The organism is Methylomonas montana (genome assembly GCF_030490285.1).
GTDB classification, from domain to species: Bacteria; Pseudomonadota; Gammaproteobacteria; order Methylococcales; family Methylomonadaceae; genus Methylomonas; species Methylomonas montana.
In genome coordinates this window covers 2,499,078-2,521,421 of sequence record NZ_CP129884.1, presented here as the reverse complement: position 1 = coordinate 2,521,421, position 22,344 = coordinate 2,499,078, and the positions used below count along the sequence as shown (strand labels likewise).

17 protein-coding genes are annotated in these 22,344 nt (G+C 54.0%); 14 read left to right on the top strand and 3 right to left on the bottom strand.

Going from position 1 to position 22,344, the window contains the following annotated elements; genetic code table 11:
• Nucleotides 1-48: 48 nt before the first annotated feature.
• From QZJ86_RS11655 to QZJ86_RS11635, 5 genes are read left to right on the top strand one after another with little or no spacing between them, the layout of a single operon-like run.
• Nucleotides 49-1,116, top strand: coding sequence for an HD domain-containing phosphohydrolase (locus QZJ86_RS11655; protein ID WP_301670581.1), 1,068 nt, complete (start codon nucleotides 49-51; stop codon nucleotides 1,114-1,116).
• Between the two features lie 8 nt (nucleotides 1,117-1,124).
• Nucleotides 1,125-2,048, top strand: a complete 924-nt coding sequence (locus QZJ86_RS11650; RefSeq protein ID WP_301670580.1) for a phosphate/phosphite/phosphonate ABC transporter substrate-binding protein — start codon at nucleotides 1,125-1,127, stop codon at nucleotides 2,046-2,048.
• Nucleotides 2,049-2,099: 51 nt separating this feature from the next.
• Nucleotides 2,100-4,682: an ATP-binding protein gene (locus QZJ86_RS11645; protein ID WP_301670579.1), complete on the top strand. Its 2,583-nt coding sequence runs from the start codon at nucleotides 2,100-2,102 to the stop codon at nucleotides 4,680-4,682.
• Nucleotides 4,682-6,478, top strand: coding sequence for a PocR ligand-binding domain-containing protein (locus QZJ86_RS11640; RefSeq protein ID WP_301670578.1), 1,797 nt, complete (start codon nucleotides 4,682-4,684; stop codon nucleotides 6,476-6,478). Before QZJ86_RS11645 ends, QZJ86_RS11640 begins: the two co-directional genes overlap by 1 nt.
• Nucleotides 6,471-7,769 (top strand): c-type heme family protein, encoded by a 1,299-nt coding sequence (locus QZJ86_RS11635; protein ID WP_301670577.1) that lies wholly within the window; start codon nucleotides 6,471-6,473, stop codon nucleotides 7,767-7,769. Before QZJ86_RS11640 ends, QZJ86_RS11635 begins: the two co-directional genes overlap by 8 nt.
• Before the next feature lie 2 nt (nucleotides 7,770-7,771).
• On the opposite strand, the gene QZJ86_RS11630 is transcribed toward QZJ86_RS11635, so the two are convergent.
• Nucleotides 7,772-8,716 (bottom strand): IS110 family RNA-guided transposase, encoded by a 945-nt coding sequence (locus QZJ86_RS11630; RefSeq protein WP_301938965.1) that lies wholly within the window; start codon nucleotides 8,714-8,716, stop codon nucleotides 7,772-7,774.
• A 179-nt stretch (nucleotides 8,717-8,895) separates the two neighbouring features.
• Here QZJ86_RS11630 and QZJ86_RS11625 point away from each other — a divergent pair, with 179 nt between their 5' ends.
• The 5 genes from QZJ86_RS11625 to QZJ86_RS11605 are packed head-to-tail and all read left to right on the top strand — an operon-like array spanning nucleotide 8,896 to nucleotide 14,966.
• On the top strand, nucleotides 8,896-9,060 hold the full coding sequence (locus tag QZJ86_RS11625; protein WP_301670576.1) for an ATP-binding protein: 165 nt from the start codon (nucleotides 8,896-8,898) through the stop codon (nucleotides 9,058-9,060).
• 4 nt (nucleotides 9,061-9,064) lie between these two features.
• A complete protein-coding gene (locus QZJ86_RS11620) occupies nucleotides 9,065-9,511 on the top strand; it encodes a response regulator (protein WP_301670575.1) in 447 nt (148 codons plus the stop codon).
• A complete protein-coding gene (locus QZJ86_RS11615) occupies nucleotides 9,511-11,376 on the top strand; it encodes a hybrid sensor histidine kinase/response regulator (protein ID WP_301670574.1) in 1,866 nt (621 codons plus the stop codon). The genes QZJ86_RS11620 and QZJ86_RS11615 overlap by 1 nt, the downstream gene beginning before the upstream one ends.
• The gene (locus QZJ86_RS11610) at nucleotides 11,364-12,347 is read left to right on the top strand and encodes an ABC transporter substrate-binding protein (RefSeq protein WP_301670573.1); all 984 of its coding nucleotides are present in this window, start codon (nucleotides 11,364-11,366) and stop codon (nucleotides 12,345-12,347) included. The genes QZJ86_RS11615 and QZJ86_RS11610 overlap by 13 nt, the downstream gene beginning before the upstream one ends.
• Before the next feature lie 6 nt (nucleotides 12,348-12,353).
• Nucleotides 12,354-14,966, top strand: coding sequence for an ATP-binding protein (locus QZJ86_RS11605; RefSeq protein WP_301670572.1), 2,613 nt, complete (start codon nucleotides 12,354-12,356; stop codon nucleotides 14,964-14,966).
• Between the two features lie 290 nt (nucleotides 14,967-15,256).
• Here QZJ86_RS11605 and QZJ86_RS11600 read toward each other — a convergent pair whose 3' ends face one another.
• Nucleotides 15,257-16,897: an alpha-keto acid decarboxylase family protein gene (locus tag QZJ86_RS11600; RefSeq protein WP_301670571.1), complete on the bottom strand. Its 1,641-nt coding sequence runs from the start codon at nucleotides 16,895-16,897 to the stop codon at nucleotides 15,257-15,259.
• Nucleotides 16,898-17,048: 151 nt separating this feature from the next.
• Entirely contained in the window at nucleotides 17,049-18,704 is a 1,656-nt protein-coding gene (nadB, locus tag QZJ86_RS11595; protein ID WP_301670570.1) for an L-aspartate oxidase, read from the bottom strand.
• Between the two features lie 130 nt (nucleotides 18,705-18,834).
• Between nadB and rpoE the strand changes: the two genes are divergently transcribed.
• From rpoE to QZJ86_RS11575, 4 genes are read left to right on the top strand one after another with little or no spacing between them, the layout of a single operon-like run.
• Nucleotides 18,835-19,425: an RNA polymerase sigma factor RpoE gene (gene rpoE, locus QZJ86_RS11590; protein ID WP_301670569.1), complete on the top strand. Its 591-nt coding sequence runs from the start codon at nucleotides 18,835-18,837 to the stop codon at nucleotides 19,423-19,425.
• A gap of 10 nt (nucleotides 19,426-19,435) precedes the next feature.
• Complete coding sequence (locus tag QZJ86_RS11585; protein WP_301670568.1) at nucleotides 19,436-19,942, top strand: sigma-E factor negative regulatory protein; 507 nt, start codon at nucleotides 19,436-19,438, stop codon at nucleotides 19,940-19,942.
• A 4-nt stretch (nucleotides 19,943-19,946) separates the two neighbouring features.
• On the top strand, nucleotides 19,947-20,885 hold the full coding sequence (locus QZJ86_RS11580; RefSeq protein WP_301670567.1) for a MucB/RseB C-terminal domain-containing protein: 939 nt from the start codon (nucleotides 19,947-19,949) through the stop codon (nucleotides 20,883-20,885).
• A gap of 45 nt (nucleotides 20,886-20,930) precedes the next feature.
• Nucleotides 20,931-22,334, top strand: coding sequence for a DegQ family serine endoprotease (locus QZJ86_RS11575; RefSeq protein ID WP_301670566.1), 1,404 nt, complete (start codon nucleotides 20,931-20,933; stop codon nucleotides 22,332-22,334).
• The last annotated feature ends 10 nt before the right edge of the window (nucleotides 22,335-22,344 follow it).

Genomic DNA, 22,344 nt, shown 5'->3' with positions numbered 1-22,344 from the left:
TTGAGCTAAGATGCTCAGATTGGATAAGGCTCAGTCAGGAACTGCAATATGAATAACCCAGTCGACACGCAGGGCAACATCGTGATCGTGGATGACCAACCCAATAATCTGCGGGTGTTGAGCGGCATCTTGCAACAGGTGGGATACAAAGTACGTCCGGCGCTGGATGGCGCGGTGGCTTTGAAATCGATCAAATCCAGCCCGCCGGATCTCATTTTATTGGATATTCGCATGCCGGAGATGGATGGCTACGAAGTCTGCCGACAACTGAAGCGCGACGAACAAACCCGTGACATCCCGGTGATTTTTATCAGCGCCTTGCAGGATATGGAAGACAAATTGGCGGCTTTTCAGGCCGGTGGCGTCGATTATGTGTCCAAGCCTTTTCAGATGGAAGAAGTGTTGGCCAGAGTGCAGGCGCACTTGAAGCTATATCGCTTGCAGCGCGATTTGCAGGATATTGTCGACGAACGGACACTGGATTTGCGAACCGCTCTGGAGTCGTTAAAGGAAAGCCAGAAAAAATATGCCGGTGTGCTGGAAGAAACGATACTGGCCATTTCGATGACCATTGAAAAACGCGACCCCTACACGGCGGGGCACCAGTGGCGGGTTTCGCAGATGGCCGTAGCTATCGCCACGGAATTGGGCATGGATGCGGCGCCCTTGGAGGGCCTGCGCCTGGGTGCCATGGTGCATGACATCGGTAAGATTTATGTGCCTGTCGATATTTTGACTCGTCCTGGTCGTCTGTCGGACATCGAATTTTCGCTGATAAAAGTCCATCCGCAAGTGGGTAGCGACATTATGCGCCAGGTGCATTTTCCCTGGCCGGTCGCGGATATGATTTTGCAGCATCACGAGCGCCTAGACGGCAGCGGCTATCCGAACGGACTAAAAGGCGAAGAGATTTTGTTTGAGGCAAGGGTTATCGCGGTCGCGGACGTGTTGGAAGCGATGGCCTCGCACCGGCCTTACCGTCCGGGCTTGGGGCAAGAACCTGCATTAGCGGAGATTCGCCGAGGCGCCGGCAGTATTTACGATGCGGACGTTGCTGCGGCGTGCTTGCGGCTGTTCGAGGAAAAGGGATATTCCATGCCGAAATCCAACTTTTAACGGCACTGATGGCTACTTTGATCAGACTTTTACTGGCCGTTCTCATCCCGACCATGTTTGTGGCCGGCTGCGAGTCTGAAACGCCGACGCCGCCAGGACCGCAATACGGCGACCAGCCGGCCGAACCACTCAAGCCGCTTTATCGACTGGCCGTTCATCCCTTACATAACCCAAACAAACTGGCCGAAGCTTACCAACCACTGATCGGTTACCTCAATCGGCAGATAAGCGACGCCCACTTCGAGCTGGAAGCTTCGCGCGACTATCAAGTGTATGAAGCAAAATTCCGTACCCGCGATCCTGAGATTCTGCTGGCCAATCCATGGCAAACGCTGGAGGCACTCAAGGTGGGTTATCAGGTTATCGCGATGGCTGGCGACGCCGAGGATTTCAAAGGGCTGTTCATCGTCCGTAAGGATAGCGGTATCAATACTCCCGCCGATTTGAAAGGCAAAGTGGTGAGCTACCCTTCGCAGACCGCGCTGGCGGCTTGCATCATGCCTCAGTATTTCTTGCACAAACACGGCATAGACGTGAACCGGGATATTCAAAACCGTTATGTCGGCTCCCAGGAATCTTCAATCATGAACGCCTATCTGGGCGAAGCGGCAGCCGGTGCGACCTGGCCGCCGCCCTGGCGCCTGTTTCAAAAAGACCATCCTCAGGAAGCCGCAGAATTGACGATTGCTTGGGAAACACCGGGATTAATCAACAACTCCGTGATGGTACGCAATGATGTGCCGGCAGCCATACGAGACAAGTTGAAAGTACTGATTCTGGCGCTGGATAACAGGCCGGAAGGCAAGCTGATTTTAACGGGCATGGAAACGGCACGGTTTCACAGCGCCGACGATGCGAGTTACGACGTTGTCCGCGACTACATAGCCGACTTCGAGAAGGTAGTGCGCCCGGTTGAACAAAAAATGAACTGATGAACATTAAGTTCGCCTTTTTCGCGTTGATTTTTCCCTGCAATCTTGCCGATGTTTAAGCGTTTGCGAACCTTATTGGTCGGCTCTTTACGCCGGCAACTCGTGCTCGGAGTGGTGCTAACCAATACGACCATGATGGCATTGTTTATGTGGGGCGCGATGGCACGCCAACAGAGCTTGTTGCTGGATAGGCAGAGCGAATTTGCCACCGCGCTGGCTCAAAGCGTCGCCACATCGTCCGCCGGCTGGCTGGAGGCCCGCGATTTTTTCGGTTTGCAGGAAATCGTTCGCGCGCAAAGCCGTTACCCCGAGCTGTTGTACGCCATGATCCTGGATGTTCATGGCCGGGTCGTCGCTCACAGTGACCCCGCCCGAGTGAATCAATTCGTCCTCGATTTACCCAAGGCCAGCCACGGCGACGTGCCGTTCAGCCCCGCTATTCTCGCGCGTAGTGCAGCCTTGATCGATGTGCTCAGTCCCGTGGTCCTCGGTAACCATCAGATAGGTTGGGTTCGAGTGGGGCTGGGCGAGCAAGCCTTAAATATGCGGCTGGCCGATATTGCTCGCGATGGTATGTTGTATGCGGGCGTCGCCATCCTGATCGGTTCGGTCATGGCCGGCATCATGGGCTGGCATTTGACGCGGCGCCTTTACCTTATCCGGCAAGTGACCAATGCCGTGCAAGCGGGAGACCACCAGCAGCGGGTCCGGCTCGGCGGTGACGACGAAGCGGCCGGCCTGGCACGGGCATTCGACGATATGTTGGATACTCTGGAAACGCGGGATCAGGCACTGCGCTTGGCCAACGAACGCCTACGAGTGGCGACCCGCGCCGGTATCATCGGCATTTGGGATTGGGATGTCGTGAAAAGCGAATTGATTTGGGACGAGGCGATGTATCAGCTCTACGGCAGACGCCGGGGGCAATTTGCCGGGACTTTCGAAGCTTGGTTGAATTTTGTACACGCCGAGGACCAAACCCAAGTCAAACAAAACATCCAAGCGGCATTGCGCGGTGAACGCGAATATGGCTTGGAATTTCGGGTGGTATGGCCGGACGGCTCGATTCATCACCTGAAAGCCGCCTCACAAACCATACGCGACGACAACGGGCAGCCGCTGCGCATGGTCGGCATCAACTACGACCTGACCGAAGGCAAGCAGGTCGAAGCGGAGCTCGAACAGCACCGCTACCATCTGGAACAATTGGTTAAGGAGCGCACCGACCAATTGGTGCGGGCTCGCGATGCCGCCGAATCGGCCAATCGCGCCAAAAGCATGTTTTTAGCCAATATGAGTCACGAACTACGGACGCCGCTGAACGCCATTCTCGGCTTCGCGCAATTGATGGAACGCGACGAACGTCTTCCCGCCGACACTCATCACAATCTGGAAACCATCAATCGCGCCGGCCGGCATTTACTGGCGTTAATTAACGATGTATTGGAAATTTCCCGTATCGAAGCCGGCAGCACTTCGGTGCAAAACGCGGTGTTCGATTTGCAGGATACCCTGACGGGCATCGAAGAAATGATCGGGCTACGCGCCCAGCATAAAGGTTTGGGATTTAACGTCGAACACAGCGGCGAATTGCCGCGTTTTGTCTACGGCGACGCCAATCACCTGCGACAGGTGCTGATCAATTTGCTAGGTAACGCCGTCAAGTACACCGAACAAGGCTATACCAGCCTGCGCTTGACGCCGGCCGTCGACAGCATACGCTTCGAGGTGATCGATAGCGGCCCCGGCATTCCGAGCGACGATCAAGAGCGGATTTTCCAACCGTTCTATCAGGCCGAATCCGGTGTTGCCAAGGGGGAAGGCACCGGTTTGGGCTTAGCTATCAGTCGCGAGTTTGTGCGCTTGATGGGCGGCGAATTGCAGGTAGACAGCGTCTTGGGGCGAGGCAGCGCGTTTAGTTTCGAGTTGCCGCTGCCGGAGGCTGACGTGCCGCTGGTCGAAACGCATCAAGCTCGCGTGCTGGGTTTGGAATCGGGCCATCCCCCAGTACGGATTTTGGTGGCCGAGGATAATGCGGACAATCTGGAATTGATCGCCAGTTTATTAACCAATGCCGGTTTCGAGGTACGACAGGCGGAAAACGGCCGGCGCGCCATCGACATCTTCCAAGGCTGGCGGCCTCATTTCATCTGGATGGACATGCGCATGCCGGTATTGGACGGTTATCAGGCCACCCGATCCATCCGCGCGTTGCCAGGCGGCGATGCGGTCAAAATCGTCGCGTTGACTGCCAGTGCTTTTCATGAAAATCGCGAGGCGATATTGGCTGTTGGCTGCGATGACATGCTGGCCAAACCTATCGACGAGGCCCGCTTATACTTATTGATGGGCGAATTGCTGGGACTGCGTTACCGTTATGCCGACGACATCGTTTCTCCCGTTCCCGACACGTCCGCCAACGCTGCTTTGCTTGCACCATCGAATCTTCCCGCGCCATTGCGCGCTGAATTGCAGGAGGCTGCGGAACTACTCGACACCGAACTGATAAGAACCATCATCGACGGTATGCTGGCCGACTATCCGGAACTTGCCCGACAGTTGGGGGAATGGGTCAGCGACTATCGTTTCGATAAAATCATAGAACTCTGCCGGCGCGGCGAGGAGGAAAAGTGATGAACCAAGATGCCGAGGATTCGTCGGTCGGCCACACCCCGCTATTCGTCAATCCGCCGCAAATCCCAACGATGACCGATCCGATTGCGAGCGACTGGAATGCCGCATTACCGCAAGACGAAACCGAGTTGGCGAAACTGATCGATTTTAGCCAACTGAATCAAATGTTTGACGACTTCCTGGAAGTGGTTGGGCTGCCGGTGGCTCTGATCGATCTGCGTGGGCGGGTTTTAGCGTCAAGCCGGTGGCAGCGGCTGTGCATGACATTTCATCGCGTCAATTCGGATACCTGCGCGCGTTGCATAGAAAGCGATGTTTCGCTGTCGAAAGCCATGCAGCAAGGCCAGGATTACGCCATTTATCGTTGCCGAAACGGTTTGACCGATTGCGCCACACCGATCATCATCGATGGCCGACACATTGCCAACCTGTTTATCGGTCAATTTTTGTTGGCGGCACCCGATCTCGATTACTTCAGGCAACAGGCAGCCGAATTCGGATTTGATGAAACAGACTATTTGTGCGCGTTGGCCGAAGTACCGGTGATTGCCGAAGCCAAGTTGCCGGCAATCTTGCGCTTTCTGACCGGATTCGCAAATTGGGTGGTCACCATGAGCCTCGCTCAAAAACGCAATGAAGCATTGCAATCCGGGCTGGAACAGCGCATAGATATGCGTACCCAGGAGTTGTTTCAGTCTCGGCAAATGCTGCAACTGGTGCTCGACACTGTCCCGCAAGGTGTGTTTTGGAAAGCTTGCGACCTTAGTTATCTTGGCGGTAATCGGCATTTTCTGAAGGACAGCGGCCTGGCGTCTCAGGAGGAGTTGATTGGTAAATCGGACGAGCAACTGTCCCGGAGGGGTTCTGCCGAACTGTATCACGCCGACGATAGACAGGTGATTGAATCAGGTGCCGCCAAGTTCGGCTATGAAGAATCGATCGTGCGTGCGGATGGCGAAATAGGTTGGCTACATACCAGCAAATTACCGCTAAAAAATCCGGATGGCAGCGTGTGCGGAATATTGGGTGTCTATGAAGACGTCACCGAGCGCAAACAGGTGGAAGCCGACTTGAAACGCTCCAATACCGAGCTGGAACAGTTCGCCTATGCCATATCACATGACATGCGCCAACCCTTGCGCATGATCAACAGCTATCTACAGTTGATCGAAAAATCTCTGCGAGGCCAACTCGACGGCGATACCCGCCAATATTTGGAGTTCGCCATGGAGGGTGCGAAGCGCATGGATGCGATGATCCTGGCGTTGCTGGACATCTCGCGCGTGGGCCGCAAAACCGAACCGTTGGGCTGGCTGGAAACGCGCGCCGCGCTGGACGAAGCTTTGTCCTTTCTGGAGCCTGAGTGCGTAACGACAGCCGGGCGGATTGAGATTGGTGGCGACTGGCCACGCTTGATTGCCAGTCGCGACGAAATGGTGCGGCTGTTTCAAAATCTGTTGGGTAACGCCCTCAAATACCATGCAGCCGGCCAAGCGCCGGAGGTGGCGGTCCGAGGCAGTCTGCGATCCGAAGTTTGGCGTTGCGAAGTAAGCGATCAGGGTGTGGGTATCGATCCGGCACAGACGGACCGGTTGTTTCAGGTGTTTTCACGCTTGCAGCCGCAGTCCCGCTTCGAAGGTGCCGGCGTGGGTTTGGCGCTATGCCGCAAGATTGTCGAACACCATGGTGGCCACATCGGGGTGGAGTCGGCTGGTGAAGGCCAGGGCAGCACCTTCTGGTTTGAGCTACCTTTGAATGCTGTCGCCACCAGGCATGAAAGCGCGAATCATGAATGATTTTAGCTATCTCAAAATGCAAAGCTTGATTGCGCTTTTAGGCTGGAGTGCCTTGCTCGGCGGATTTTTATATTACGACGTGGGTCTTGCACGGCAACACATGGACGCTCTGGCGCGTAAGGAGGCGCGAGCCAATTTCAACAAGGATCAGGCGTTTCGGCTGTGGGCCACGCAGCACGGCGGCGTGTATGTGCCTATCAACGAGCGTACTCTGCCCAATCCGGCCTTGGCCCAAATTGCCGAACGTGACATCCAGACGCCTTCCGGTAAAAAACTGACGTTGATGAACCCCGCTTATATGTTGCGCCAGTTGATGGAAGAGTTCAGCGATCTTTACGGCGTCAAAGGCAAGATCACCAGTTTCAAACTGATGAATCCCCATAATGCCCCGGATGCTTGGGAAGCCGAAGCGATGCACCAATTCGAGCGTGGCGCCGAGGAAGTATTCGAGTTTACTGACATCGACGGCGAACCATATTTACGGCTGATGGGGGCGATGCGGGTACAGCAGGGCTGCCTCAAGTGTCACGGTTTCCAAGGTTATCAGCTTGGCGAAGTGCGCGGCGGTGTGGGTATTTCGGTACCGATGCGCCCCTATCTGAATGAACTGAACGCAGCCATTCACCAGAAACTGCTGATTTTCGGCACCATTTGGGCGGTAGGGCTGAGTGTCATCCTGGTCTGGGTGATGCTGGCACAGAGACGGTTACGCGAAAAAACGGCAATCGCCGCCCAACTCCAGCGCCAACACGAAGCGATCAGGCGCGCCAATGCCGAATTGACGCATTTTGCCAATATTTCCGCCCACCATTTGATGGAACCGACGCGTCGGCTTTTGTCATATGCCCAACGATTAACGGGCCGGCTAAACCACCAGATTCAAGACGATGACGCATTGTTGTCGCTGAAATATATTGAGCAGGGGGCGACGCGGATGCGAGATTTAATTCGCGACATCGAACGTTATCTCGCTGCCGGAGTGCCGCGCGCCCGCTTGCAAACCAACCATCCGGACATCGCGCTCAACGACGTCCGGCGGCGTTTGTCCAGGTTGATTGCCGACACCGGCACGCGCATCGAAGTGCTCTCCCTGTTTCCGGTATACCTGGATTTGCCGCGTTTGACCGATCTGTTTGATGTCTTGCTCGGCAACGTGCTGATTCACGCCAAATCCGATCTGGCGCCATCGATTCGAATTTCCGGGGAAAGGCTACAATCAGCGGTGCGGATACGCATCGAGGACAATGGCCCAGGTATCGCCGAGGAATACCGGGAGAGCAACTGTGTTTAGAGTCAAGCATTTTGAGGGCATGACCAGTGTTTATTTTGTTTCATCATAGAGTTAAGAATGGTGAGTAGCTTACGCATAGAAGCTGTTAAAGCGACCTTGGCGGGCTTCCCTTTTTCAACCAATCGTTTATGGAACGAGGCGATCGCATTGTTGCCTCGTACCGCCGATAAAGTCGCCATATACAGGACGGAGCGCACTTCCGCACGACCGCCCCAGATCATGCGGTATCCTCGCTGGAAACCGCTATCCCGATTAAACGGCGCCAAGCCCGCTAAGGCCGCAATTTCACGTCGGTTCAATCGACCCAATTCGGGTAAATATGACAGTAAGGTCAACATCGTGACCGGGCCCACGCCCGGTGCGCTTTGCAGTAAATCGACCCGTTCTTTCCAAATATCCGATGCTTTCAAGGTGGCTTTTAAGTCATCGTCCAGGTCTGAGATGCGCTCATCCAGCCAAGCGATGTGCTCTTTGATGCTGACCTTTTGTCGAGCACCGGCCATCGATAAGCGGGCTTTTTCCTGGGCACGCATGTCGACGAGCTGCCGTCTGCGTGCCACCTGTTCCACCAATTCTTGCTCGGCATCGGTTCTGCCTTCACGGATGGCGGGCCGAACGGCTTGGGCAAAATGCGCGAGCACCAAAGCATCCAACTTGTCTGTTTTTGCCAACCTGCCGGTCGCTTTAGCAAAGTCGCGCACTTGCCGGGCATTAACCACGGCTATCGGCAATCCTGCCACTCGCAAAGCAGCAACGACCAACATTTCTAGCCCACCGGTCGCTTCAACGACGATTAACGCCGGTCGAACCCGTTCCAGCGAGGCAACCAAGCCAGCAACCCCGGTTTCGTCATTATGGAACCGTTCAAATTGTCCTGACGGGTTCAAACCTAAATCCAAATGGCTCTTGGATACGTCGATTCCAGCAAAAAATTCTTCTTTATTCACGTTGTACGCGCCCCACCTTGTAAAAATTCGGATTGATGCCCCTGCAACTGTTCGGGCTCTGACAACAAATGAAGAAAGACGATCCAGACTCTCCCACAAGCTCGATGTTTCGACTTCGAGGGTTAACGACCTATCTTTCTTCAAAACCTTTATGGATCGTTCTCACATAACATACAAGGGTGTTCGGCGTATTCGAACAACTCCGTCCCAATCCCTTGGCCGGTACCGGCATTGGCTTGGCAATCGCGCGGCGCATCGTCGAGAGCCAGGACGGCAAAATCTGGATAGAAACATCTGCACAGGGCGGCACCGCTGTGGTATTCGACCTGCCAAACGGGAGTTGAACACATGACGCTGGATATTAAACTATTCGAAATTCTGTTGTTGGAAGACGAGCCGGCCGATGCGCATCTGGTGCGTATTTCGCTGAGGGACGCACGGGTTCATTGCCGGCTGCACCATGTACTCGACGGCCGCGAAGGCGTGGATTTTCTACATCGCAAGCCGCCTTACCAGGACGCACCGCGCCCGGATTTGATTCTGCTCGATCTGAATATGCCGCGGATGAACGGACGCGAGTTTCTCGCCGCCATTAAAGCCGAAGAAGCACTCTGCGATATTCCGGTGGTGGTGTTGACCACATCCGAGGTGGAGCGCGATGTCGAAGCCAGTTTTAAGAACGGCGCCTCCGGCTATATCACCAAACCGGTCGACATCGAGCAGTTCACCGCCGCCATTGCCCAACTGAGCGATTATTGGTTCGTGCTGACGCGGCTGCCTCGCGAAAATAAGTGATGACCGAACTGGATAGTGGCTCGATTCAGGTATTGCTGGTCGAGGACGAGCCGGGTGACGCCGGACTCGCCAAAATCGCGCTGCGCGGCTTCCGCAATGCCCACTTTCAGCTGGTTTGGGTGCAAACCCTGGCCGAGGCCTTGCGGCAATATTCCGCGCAAACTTACGACATCGTGCTGCTGGATCTGACCTTGCCCGATTCCACCGGCATCGACACAGTCGCCCGCATCCTCGCGATTGCCGGTGCCACGCCCATTATCGTGCTGACCGGCCAGAGCGATGCCGATTTCGGACTGAGTACCTTGAAAGCAGGCGCCGCCGATTATCTGGTGAAGGGCGATTTTGGCTACGACGGCCTGGCCCGCACCATTTTATATACCTTGCATCGCGCCCGCCTGGAGAAGGAACTGGCCGAGCACCGCTTCCATCTGGAGGAACTGGTCGCCCAACGCACCGCTGAACTAGCGTTGGCTAAGGAGGCCGCCGAAGCAGCCAACCGCGCCAAGACGGCATTTTTGGCTAATATGAGCCACGAATTGCGGACACCCTTGAATGCCATTCTCGGCTTTGCCCAACTGATGGAACGGGATGCGACGCTGAGCGAACAACATCGTAGCGAATTGCAGACCATCAATCGTAGCGGCCGCCACCTGTTGTCTTTGATCAACGATGTACTCGAAATTGCCCGTATCGAAGCCGGCCGCACGACCATTCAGAGCAAGCCTTTTGATTTGGCGGATATGTTGCACGCCGTCGATGAAATGATCCGGCTACGCGCCGAAACCAAGGGCCTGCAATTTGTCATCGAACGATTCGGCAAACTGCCGTTTTGCGTGTTGGGCGACGCCCACCATTTGCGGCAGGTACTGATCAATTTATTGGGTAACGCCGTCAAATATACCCAGCAAGGCCGCGTCGGTTTGCGCCTGACGCCGATCGACGGGCGTATTCGCTTCGAAGTGGCCGACACCGGTCCCGGTATCGATCCGGGCGAGCAACAGCATATTTTTCAGGCTTTTTACCAGACAGAAGCCGGCTCCGCACTTGGTGAAGGTGCCGGTTTGGGCTTGACCATCAGCCGTGAATTCGTTCGGCTGATGGGCGGCGAAATCGACGTGCAAAGCCAGCCAGGGCAGGGCAGCGTATTCGCATTCGCCTTGCCGTTGCCGGAAACCGTATCACTGCCGGAATCGGTGCCGCGCGCACGGATTCTGGGCCTGGAAGCGGGACAAATGCCGCTACGGATTCTAGTCGCGGAAGATAAAATCGATAGCCGGGATTTGCTGGTCAGTTTGCTCCGCAGCGTCGGTTTTGAGGTGCGCGGCGTCGATAACGGCGCCCAGGCCGTGGCCAGCTTTATCAGTTGGCAGCCGCATTTTATTTGGATGGACATTCGCATGCCGGTGATGGATGGCTATGAAGCCACTCGGCAAATCCGCGCGTTACCCGGTGGTGACAAGGTGAAAATCGTGGCGCTCACCGCCAGCGTATTTCAGGAGCGCCTGGGCGATATTCTCGATTCGGGCTGCGATGATATCTTGATCAAGCCTTTTGATGAGGAAAACTTGTTCCGCATGATGGGCGATCTTTTGAACGTGCAATACCGCTACGGCGAAGCCGCGCCGGAGCAAACCGCCCGCGCGATTAGTTTCAGCGAGTTGAGCGACGAACTGCGCGCGACCATCAAACGGGCTGCGGAAGAACTGGATATTGATGCCTTTGCCATGATCGTCGAAGGTCTGCGGCCGACGCATAACGGTATAGCGACCGAATTGGAAGCCATGGTGCGCGAATTTCGCTTCGATCAGATTCAACACGCGGTTGACGCCGTGATAGTTCAGGAGGGGGCATCATGCGGCAACTGATACATAGGATGGTATTAGCGGTTTTTACCATGACTCTGGTGAGTTGCGAACCGGCGCCTAAAGTTGCTCGGCAATCCGCGATTCTGGGGATATCGAAGCAACCGACCAGTGTGTTGTTTTTTATCGCCCAGGCGCAAAAACTATTCGAAAAGCATGGGCTTAACGTCGAACTAAAGATTTATCCGAGCGGCAAGCGGGCGCTGGACGAGGGCTTACTGTCTGGCATTGTCGATATGACTAACCCATTTGACACGCCGGTAGCGTTAGCGGTGTTCACACATCCGGAGTTACGCGTGCTGGCCAGTACTATTCGTGCCGATAATGTCTCTTTTATTGTGGCACGGCGGGACCGAGGCATCATCCAGGAAAGCGATTTACGCGGGCGCAGCATTGCGACTCAAGAAGGATCCGCGGTGCATTTCTTTTTGTATCAATTTTTATTGGAACATAATCTGAGCTACGCGGACGTGGCGCTGAAGTTCGATAAAATCGAAGCATTGCCCGAATTGCTGAATTCCGGCCAAGTAGACGCCGTCAGTGTGCGCGAACCTTATCTGAGCCAATGCCTGGAAAAATTGGGCGAACGAGTGACGGTATTTGCGGATCCCGGTATCTACGAACAATCGGAATTGTTGGTGACGACCGAAAAACTGTTACGCGAGAAACCGGGCGTTGCCCATGCCGTGCTGGCTGCTTTGCTGGAAGCGGAGAATCATGTTCAGCCGGTTGAAGCCACGGCGGCTATCGTCGCGCAGCATTTGGATATGACCCGTAACCAGGCTATCGATGTGTTGAATAATTACCATACGCGGGTTGAAATGCGCCATTCTTTGCTGCTGTTACTGGAAGAAGTGGCTCGCTGGGGTATCAATAGTGGCTTGGTTCAAGGCGCCGTCCCTGATTATCTTGATGTCCTGGCGCCAGAGGCGCTTAGCGAATTGGCGCCCGATCGGGTCAGCATCATTCGCTGAAATACCATGCGCTTGCTTCATGTGATTCGGCTGTTGATGGTTTTACCCGTGCTGCTCGGCTTGGTCATGGCTGCGTTGTTGGTTTTTGCCGCCAGGCAAGACCGCTTGAAATTGCAGCAACTTGGAGAAGCTCAAGCCATTACATTCGAAAGCATCAATTTGATGAGTCTTGGCCGGGAAATCGTCAGACACCCTGAGGAGCGGCGCGCATCTCGACAATGGAAAATTTCCAATCAGCATATGACGGAACTGTTGTCGCGCATCGATGAGGCCGGCTACCAAGAAAGGGTAGAGCGTATGGGACGCGAACAGCGGATACTCGATGATCTTTTTCAGCGGATTTCGCTGAGCGGCATTCCCGACAAAACGGCGTTATCGCAAGGACTCTTGCAACGTTTGGAAAGCCAGATGGCATTGCACGTGCAGACGCTGGCAGCAGAAGCCGGCAATCTGCTGCGCGATATTCAGCGTCAGCAAGCAGAGACTCGTCAACGGATTGATTCGCTGATCATCGCATTGTTATTGGTATTGACCTTTATAGTGGCCTTATTCATCGGTTTGAACGGTCGGCGTCTGCTACATCGCTTACAGCGGATGCGAGATGCGACCACGCAAATAGGGGCTGGTAATCTGAATTACCGGATTGGCGACACGCAACGTGACGAATTGGGAGAGTTTTCCCGCGCATTCGATACGATGACCAGCAATCTCAGACAGGTAACAGCCAGTCGCGACGATTTGCAGCGTGAGATCGATGCCCGAGTGCAGGCGCAGCTTGAGTTACAGGAATATAAAAACCACCTGGAAGAATTAGTGGCGATTCGCACCCGCGAATTGGTGCAGAGCAACCGTCAGTTGAGGGAAACACAGTTTGCCATGGATCGCTCCGGCATCGCCATCCAGTGGCTGGATGCGGACAGCGGCCGCCTGCTCTATGTCAACGATCAAACCGGTGCCATGTTGGGTTATTCGTTGGACGAATTGTTACTACTGTGCATAGGCGACATCTGTCCGGATTTTCCGCGAGAGCGATTTAAGCAGCTGGTGATGCCTTGCCGCGAACAGGGCTACATCCGGCTTGAAAGCACTTATAGAACCAAAGGCGGCCGACGTTTTCCCGTTGAGGCGGTGCTTTACTATCAGCCGCCTCAGCCGGAGGTCGCCGATCGCTTTATTGCCTTCGTTACCGACATCAGCCAGCGCAAAGCCGCCGAGCAAGCCTTGTTGCAAGCCAAGGAAGCTGCGGAAGCGGCTAATCGAGCCAAAAGCGTGTTTTTGTCCAATATGTCGCATGAATTGCGCACGCCGCTAAATGCCATTTTGGGCTTTGCGCAGATCATGGCGCGCGACGACACATTAGATAAAACCCATCGCAGCAGGTTGGAAACCATCAACCGTAGCGGTCGCCATTTGCTGTCGCTGATTAATGACGTGCTGGAAATCTCCCGTATCGAAGCAGGGCGCACCACGGTACAAAATGAAGTATTTTGTCTGGCCGATACGCTGATGGCGGTTGAGGACATGATTCGTGCGCGTGCGGAATCGAAGAGTTTGCGTTTTGTCAGCGAATGTGGCGGTGAACTGCCTCGCTATGTGGTCGGCGATGCTCATCATTTGCGGCAAGTGTTGATCAACTTACTGGGCAATGCCATCAAATACACCGAGCAGGGGGTGGTCAAGCTGCGTTTGCAGGCCGCAGAAGGCTTCATTCGTTTTGAAGTGGCCGATACCGGTGTCGGTATAGGTGCCGACGACCTGCCACGTATTTTTCAGGCCTTTTATCAGACCGAGGCCGGCGTCGCCAAAGGTGAGGGTACCGGCCTTGGGCTGGCTATCAGCCACGAATTTGTTCGACTGATGGGTAGCGAGATCAAGGTGTCCAGTGAACCTGGCAAGGGCAGTGTGTTTACCTTTACCTTATCGCTACCCGAAGCCAACGCGCCGGCTATGACCGTCGAGCCAAGCCGGGTTATCGGTCTGGCAGCGGAGCAGCCGACGGTGAGGGTGCTGGTGGTGGAAGACAATGCCGATAGCAGTGAGTTGATTACCTTGCTGCTGAGCAATGTGGGATTTGAAGTGCGGGCGGTCGAAAACGGCCAACAGGCCATCGAATGTTTCGAGAGCTGGCAGCCGCAATTTATCTGGATGGATATGCGCATGCCGGTGCTGGACGGGTATCAGGCCACCAAAGTCATTCGATCTTTGCCGGGCGGTGGACAGGTAAAAATCGCCGCGCTGACCGCCAGCGCCTTTCGGGAAGATCGGCAAGCTATTCTCGACGCCGGCTGCGACGAGATGCTGTCCAAACCGGTGGACGAATATCGCCTGTTTCGAATCATGGGCGATCTGCTTGGCTTACACTACCGGTTTGCCGAACAGGGCGCGACCGCTTCGGCGGGGCAAACAGCAGTTGATGCCGGGCTCGATCTGTCGCAGCTCAGCCCTACATTGCGCGCCGAACTGGCGGATGCCGCCGAGCTCCTCGATGCCGATGTCGTGCAAGCCATCATCGAGCGTCTGCGCCCCGACTTTCCGGAACAGGCCAAAACCATCGCTGCCTGGGTGGATGCTTACCGGTTCGACGTGGTGGCGAAATTGTGTCGCGGCATTGCCGATTAAGTGCCACGCAAGCGTATCAGTTCGCTTTCCGAAGCTTGGGTGCTTAGGGATTCCGCCAAAAACAACTTCCCGAAATGAATTTTCTCGGCAAACCGTTCGTGCTGAGCTCAGTCGAAGCATGAACGGTTTGCCGCGGTGAAAGCCCGGATTCTCCCGCCCATCCGTCGACAAGCTCAGGACGAACGGGAATATCCTTATAACCCGATGTAGGGAAGTTATTTGTAACCATAGCCTTAGTCTTGCTGCGGGCACCGTCTAAGTTGTCGTTTGGTTTGGCAGATTGTGTCCCCTTATACTCTGGACTTCAAGTGCTCGGTAAGCCGTTTCATGGCCGAGGACGCATCATCGGCCGAGAGATGGACATTAATAATGCTGGGCATGCTTCGGTCGTTCAGGGCTTTTATCAGCGCCTCTTCAAATTCCGCTTCCGTGCTGGCTTCGTAGCCCATTAACGGGCCAAAAAGCTCTCCTAGTCGGTCGAAACGCCAGGGGTTTATATCGTTAAATGGACCTTCCAGAATGCAGCGTTCGGTGCTGTAGCCGCCATTGTTAAACACCACCACGATGGGATTTAAACCCAAGCGCGCATGCGTGGATAACTCGGTGCCGGTCATTTGAAACGCGCCATCGCCGACCAGTATCAGGGCGCGATGGTCGGGGCGGGCGATTTGCGCGCCGAGTGCGGCAGGTACGGCAAAACCCATGGTGGTGTAGAAAGCCGAAGCCAGAAACTCGCTCTGCTCGTGCACCCTTAAATCGATGGCGGCAAACAGGCAGTCGCCGACATCGCAAACCACGATCATATCTTGACTCAGCGCTTGATTCAGCCGCTCGATTAAACGGGCCGTAGTGATGGGCCGGTCCGGTTCGGGAAACGCCAGGGTTTCCGATGTCGAAGGCGGCGATACAAATTTTTCGCTGGGCGTTTTGATCGCGCTCGCCAAAGCGCTGAGAAAATCGTCCAACGCGACACCGGGATAGCGATGCGCGCTGATTACCACCTCGTCTAGTGCGGCGCGGATCGTCAAATGCGGGTTTAGTTTTGCGGTGTAGATGCCGGTATCGATTTCATTCAGGGTCACGCCCAACATCAGTAGCAAATCGGATTGTTCCACCGTGTAGCGCACCGTCTCGGCACTCATCGCTCCTTCGTAAATGCCCAGATAAGCGGGATGCCGCTCGGCCATCACCGATTTGCCGGTCATCGTCGCGACCACCGGCATGCCGGCGCGCTCGACAAAATCGGCTAAAGCCGCCTGGAGTCCGCGCCTGTGCAATTCGATGCCGGCAACGATCATCGGCGATACCGACTTGGATAACAGTTCCATGGTCTCGGCGATGGCTTCCGACAAAGCCGTTTCGTTGCTGGCAAACGTTTCCGTCGCCGCGGCCGGGATCGGATAACCTTCCGACATCACCAAATCGCGGGGAATTTCGATGTAAACCGGTTTACAAAAATGGCGGGCGGACTCTATGGCATGGTCTATCTGCCGAAAAGCAATGACCGGATCGTTGAGTACTACGCAGGCGCAGCTAATGCGTTCGAAAATTTCACGCTGGAAGGTAAAAGGGCCGAAACGATGATGAAGCAGGGGATCGTTGCGTTGTTCGCGTACGCCGGGCGCGCCGCTGATCAGCACCACGGGCGAAGACTCCGCATAAGCGCCGGCGATGGCATTGACGGTATTTAAAGCGCCGACACCGTAAGTAACCGCCAATGCCCCCATGCCGCGGCAACGCGCATAACCGTCGGCGGCAAAAGCCGCCGAATCTTCCCGGGTGGTGCCGATATGCTGGACCGGGCTTTTGACCATCAGATCGTAAAAACCCAGCACGTAATCGCCCGGTACGCCGAAGATGTGTTCGACACCCGCGTCGTAAAGGCGTTTGAGGAGATATTGGCCGATAGTGTCGAATTTTGCCGTGTTCATGACGAATCCTGGGAATTTCGATAACACCGAAAGTGTAGCCACTATTTGAAAGGTCCGGACATAAAATATGCCTGGAGGCTAATCAGGATTTAACCGTCCGTATTGCGTTTGTCGACGGGCAAACGCCGTTCAGACATCGCAAGAAAAACACTCAGCGCGCTTTGCTGCCAGGTTTATCCGGTGTCAGCACTGTATTTTGCGGTGGCTGGCTATTGTCCAGTTCGGGATAATCCTTGGTGTAATGCAGGCCGCGGCTTTCCTTGCGCTGTTGGGCGCAACGGATGATCAGTTCGGCGACGATGACCAAATTACGCAATTCCAGCAAGTCGCTGGTGATGCGGAATTGGCCGTAGTATTCGGCAATTTCTTCTTTTAACAGTACCAAACGGTTCATCGCCCGTTCCAGGCGTTTATTGGTGCGGACGATGCCGACGTAGTCCCACATGAAGCGGCGTAGTTCGTCCCAGTTATGGGCGATCACGACTTCTTCGTCGGAATCGCTGACTTTGGATGCATCCCAGGCTGGTAGCGGCAAAGGCGTCGGCAATTGATCGAATGTGCGACGAATGTCTTGATTGGCTTGTTCGGCAAATACCAGACATTCCAGCAGCGAGTTGCTGGCCATGCGGTTGGCGCCGTGCAGGCCCGTGCAGGCTACTTCGCCAATCGCGTACAAACCGGGTATGTCGGTACGGGCGTTGGCATCGGTCAACACGCCGCCGCAGGTATAATGCGCTGCCGGCACCACCGGAATCGGTTGCTGGCTGATGTCGATATCCAGTTCCAGACACTGTGTATAAATCGTCGGGAAATGCTTTTGAATGAACTCCCGCGATTTGTGGCTAATGTCGAGATAGACGCATTCGATGCCATGTTTCTTGATCTCGCTATCGATAGCGCGGGCGACGATGTCGCGCGGCGCCAGTTCCATGCGCTCGTCGTAACGGCGCATGAAGCGTTCCCCGTCCGGCAGAATCAAATGGCCGCCTTCGCCGCGCACCGCTTCGCTGATCAGAAACGAGCGTGCCGTGGGGTGGTACAAGCAGGTCGGATGAAACTGCATGAACTCCATATTGCTGATTCGGCACCCGGCGCGCCAGGCCAGCGCGATGCCATCGCCGCTGGAAATGTGTGGGTTGGTCGAATACAGATATACCTTGTTGGCGCCGCCGGTGGCTAGCACTACTACTTTGGCGGCAATTGATTTGACATTGCCGGATTTGCTGTCCAACACATAGGCACCACAAATACGTTGTTCGCTGGCGCCTAGCTTGGCGGCGGTGATCAGTTCCACCACATTGTGATATTCCAGCAAACTGATATTGGGGTGAGCCTGGGCGCGTTCGATCAAGGACAGCGAGACGGCTTTGCCGGTGGCGTCGTCGGTATGGACAATGCGGCGGTGAGAGTGGCCACCTTCGCGGTTCAAATGTAGCTGTTTGACGCCGTCAGCGGTTGTTTCCTGGGTGAAGTTAACCCCTTGCCGACGTAACCATTCAATGCTCTGCCGGCCTTGGGCGACGGTCAGACGCACGATATTCGGGTCGCAAAGGCCGGCGCCGGCAATGAGTGTGTCTTCGATATGCGATTCGATAGAATCGTATTGATCGTCGAATACCGCCGAAATACCGCCTTGGGCGTAATAGGTGCTGCATTCGGTCAGCGCGAATTTGGCAAGTACTGCAACTTTGTATGAGTCAGCCAGATGTAGGGCTAGGCTGAGTCCGGCTCCGCCACTGCCGGCAATAAGAATATCGTAATAGGATTCTGCGGTATTGGGGCGATGGTTTTCTATCAATGTGGTCAACTTCGCGGGTCATGAATGGAGGGTTGGCAATTTTCCGAATAATATCTCGTTTTAATCGGCCGGTAATTTTTTTTGTATTGCCAGAACTAATGCGGTTTAATTCTGTCCACTTCATCAGCAAAATAGAGCAGTGAACGAACAAGCAAGGATTATTGAAGATTTGGATCAAGAATTGGTGCAGCGTGTGCAGCAAGGGGATAAGTCTGCGTTCGATCTTTTGGTGATCAAATATCAGCACAAAATCGTCCACTTGGTGAATCGCTATGTCAAAGATCCCAGCGAGGCACAGGACGTGGCTCAAGATGCTTTCATCAAGGCTTATCGGGCCTTAGGTGATTTTCGTGGTGATAGTGCTTTCTACACTTGGTTGTATCGCATTGCGATCAACACCGCCAAAAATTATTTGCTGTCTCGTTCGCGCCGTCATTTTGATTACGAGATCGATGTTCAGGATGCCGAACAGGTCGAAAATGCGCCGCAGTTGAAAGACATAGAAACGCCGGAAAATTTATTGATGAACGAACAGATCGTCGCGGTAATTAAAGCGGCGATCGAAAAATTACCCGAAGAAATGCGCGTTGCGATTACGCTCAGGGAATTTGAAGGGATGAGTTACGAGGAAATAGCGGAAGCGATGGATTGTCCAATCGGCACGGTACGCTCGCGAATTTTTAGAGCGCGCGAAGCCATCGATCAAAAATTAAACCCATTGCTCGACTAAAGGTATATCGATGCAAGAACAATTTAACGAAAAACTGTCACAATTTATAGACGACGAACTCGACTGCGAACAAGCCTTGTTGCTGTTGAGATCGGTGCAAAGCGACGAACTGCTCAAAGACAAGCTGAGACGCTATCAAATCGTCAGCCAAGTATTGAAAAGTAATGAATATTCGCCGGTCAGCAGCGATTTTGCCGACAAGCTCCATCAGCAGATTCGACAAGAACCCATTTATTTCTTACCGAGCAAAAAACCGTCTGTGAACTGGCAAAAAGCTGCGTTGGCGATAGCCGCTTCGGTAGTTCTGGCGGTAGTTTGGGTCAGTAGCAAAGTCGATAAACAAATGAACAGCCCATTCGGTAGCGTCGAAATTGTCGCACACGGAAAAATACCGGCCGACGCGATGAATGCCCGCTTTAACGAGTATCTGCAAGCGCACGATAACGCGCTTTACGTCAATAGTATGCAACAAACGGCGCAGCCTTATGCGCGGGTGGTTGGTTATCATCAGGAATAACGGTGTGAGAGCGTTAGCGGCTTTTTTTCTATGGATGATTTATCAAGTCGCCGTTGCCGAGCCACTCAGCGCGGCACAATGGCTGGACAAGATGAATATGGCAATGAAAACCCTGAATTTTCGAGGGACTGTCATTTTCATGAAAAACGGTCAGCTCGATACGATGAAGTATCAACACAGTGCTGAAAATGGCGTCGAACAGGAACGCTTATCTTCGCTGAATTCGCCGATGCGCGAAGTGACCCGCAAGTCCAACGAGGTAACCTGTGTCTTCAAGGAAACCAGCCAAAAGATAGTAAACCATCATCCGCTCGACAGTTCTTTCATTGTCAATGTGCCGTCAAACACCAGCGTATTGGAAAAGTATTATCAGTTAGGCTTGGCTGGCCAGGAGTCCATCGCAATGTTGCCGACGCAAATCCTGACTATTCAACCGAAGGATACGCTGCGCTATTCCCGGAAAATCTGGATAGATACCCAACATTTTTTACCGTTGAAAGTTGAAGTTTACAATTTAGACGGGCATATCTTGGAGCAAGTGGTATTCACCGATTTGAATACCGATGCGGTGACGGCCGCGAACGGCAGCGATGGCGACGAACAGCAGTTTCATGTCAAACATATTCACGCCAGTGAAGCCGAGCCGTTTGAAAAAGCGTCATTCGTATTGAAAAATTGGCCGGTCGGTTTCGAGTCGGTATTTTTTATTCGCAATTCCATCCAGCAATCCCAGAAAGCCGTGGATCATCTGTTGATCAGCGACGGTTTTTCTACAGTTTCCGTGTATTTGGAGGCGAAAGAATCACAGGGTATCAAGGGTTTGCATAGCCTGGGCTCTGTCAATTCTTTCAGCAAGGTGATCGGCGATATGCAATTTACCGTGTTGGGTGAAGTGCCCGCCAAGACCGTCGAGCTGATTGCCGACGGCATAGCATTGCGCTAGCGCGTCCTTTTTTAGTCACAAATCAAATGTATGAGTGGAGATTACATGCTTAACAAGCTGTTTTATGGAGTTTTGATATTTTTATTGGCGATTGATGCAAGCTACGCGCAATTGCCCGATTTTACCGAAATGGTTAAAACCAATGGCGATGCGGTGGTTAACATCAGCACTACCCAAAAAGCCCCCGATATACAGGCTGGTGCCGATCAGCAGCAAATGCCGCCGGACATGCCGCCGGAAATGGAAGAGTTTTTCCGGCATTTCTTTCAGGGACCAGGCCGCGGCAATACGCCCAGAGAAACCAATTCCTTGGGCTCCGGTTTCGTGATTTCCAAGGACGGCTATGTGTTGACCAATCACCATGTGGTCAACAATGCCTCGGAGATTGTCGTTAAATTGAAAGACCGCCGGGAGCTGATCGCCAAGTTGATCGGTTCCGACGAGAGTACTGACGTGGCCTTGCTGAAAGTTGAAGCCAAGGACTTACCAGTAGTCGAAATCGGTGCGCCTGATCAATTGCAAGTCGGCGAATGGGTGTTAGCTATCGGTACGCCGTTCGGTTTCGATCAGTCGGTCACCGCCGGTATTGTTAGTGCCAAGGGCCGCAGCCTGCCGGACGGCAACTATGTGCCTTTCATCCAAACCGACGTGGCGATCAATCCAGGCAATTCGGGCGGCCCTTTATTTAATATGCAGGGCAAAGTAGTAGGGATCAACTCGCAAATCTACAGCCGTTCCGGCGGTTATATGGGCCTGTCGTTCGCGATTCCTATCGATGTGGCGATGAATGTAGTCGAACAAATCAAAAGCAAGGGCAAGGTGTCTCGGGGTTGGTTGGGCGTGCAAATCCAAGACGTTACTCGCCAGTTGGCTGAGTCGTTTGGTATGGACAGACCGCACGGCGCATTGGTCTCTAAGGTAATACCGGGCGGACCGGCGGAAAAAGCCGGCATTCAGATTGGCGACATCATCGTTGAGTTTAACGGCCAAGTCATCGAAACCTCCGGCGAACTGCCGCCTAGGGTGGGCATGACGCCGATCGACGAAAAAGCCAAGGTTAAAATCATTCGCCAAGGCGACAAGCAGGATCTTAGCGTTAAGATCGGCTTACTGCCTGCACAAGCCGCCGCTTTACCAAGCCCGGCGCCTGCTGCCGCTGAAATCGCGGTCAACCGTTTGGGATTGGCGGTGGCGGATTTGACGGCCGAACAGCGCCAACAATTACAGGTTGAAAAAAACGGTGTGTTGGTACAAAAGGTTAATAAAGGCATTGCGCTGGAAGCCGGCATCCAACCGGGCGACATAATTTTGCGGGTTCAAAATAACGTGGTGCGCGATGCCGCCGAGTTTAATGCTATCGTTGCTAAATTACCGGTTGAAAAATCTATTGCGGTTTTGATACAACGTAACGGTAGTCCAGTATTTTTAGCTTTTAAAATCGATAAATAATTGAGGTGAC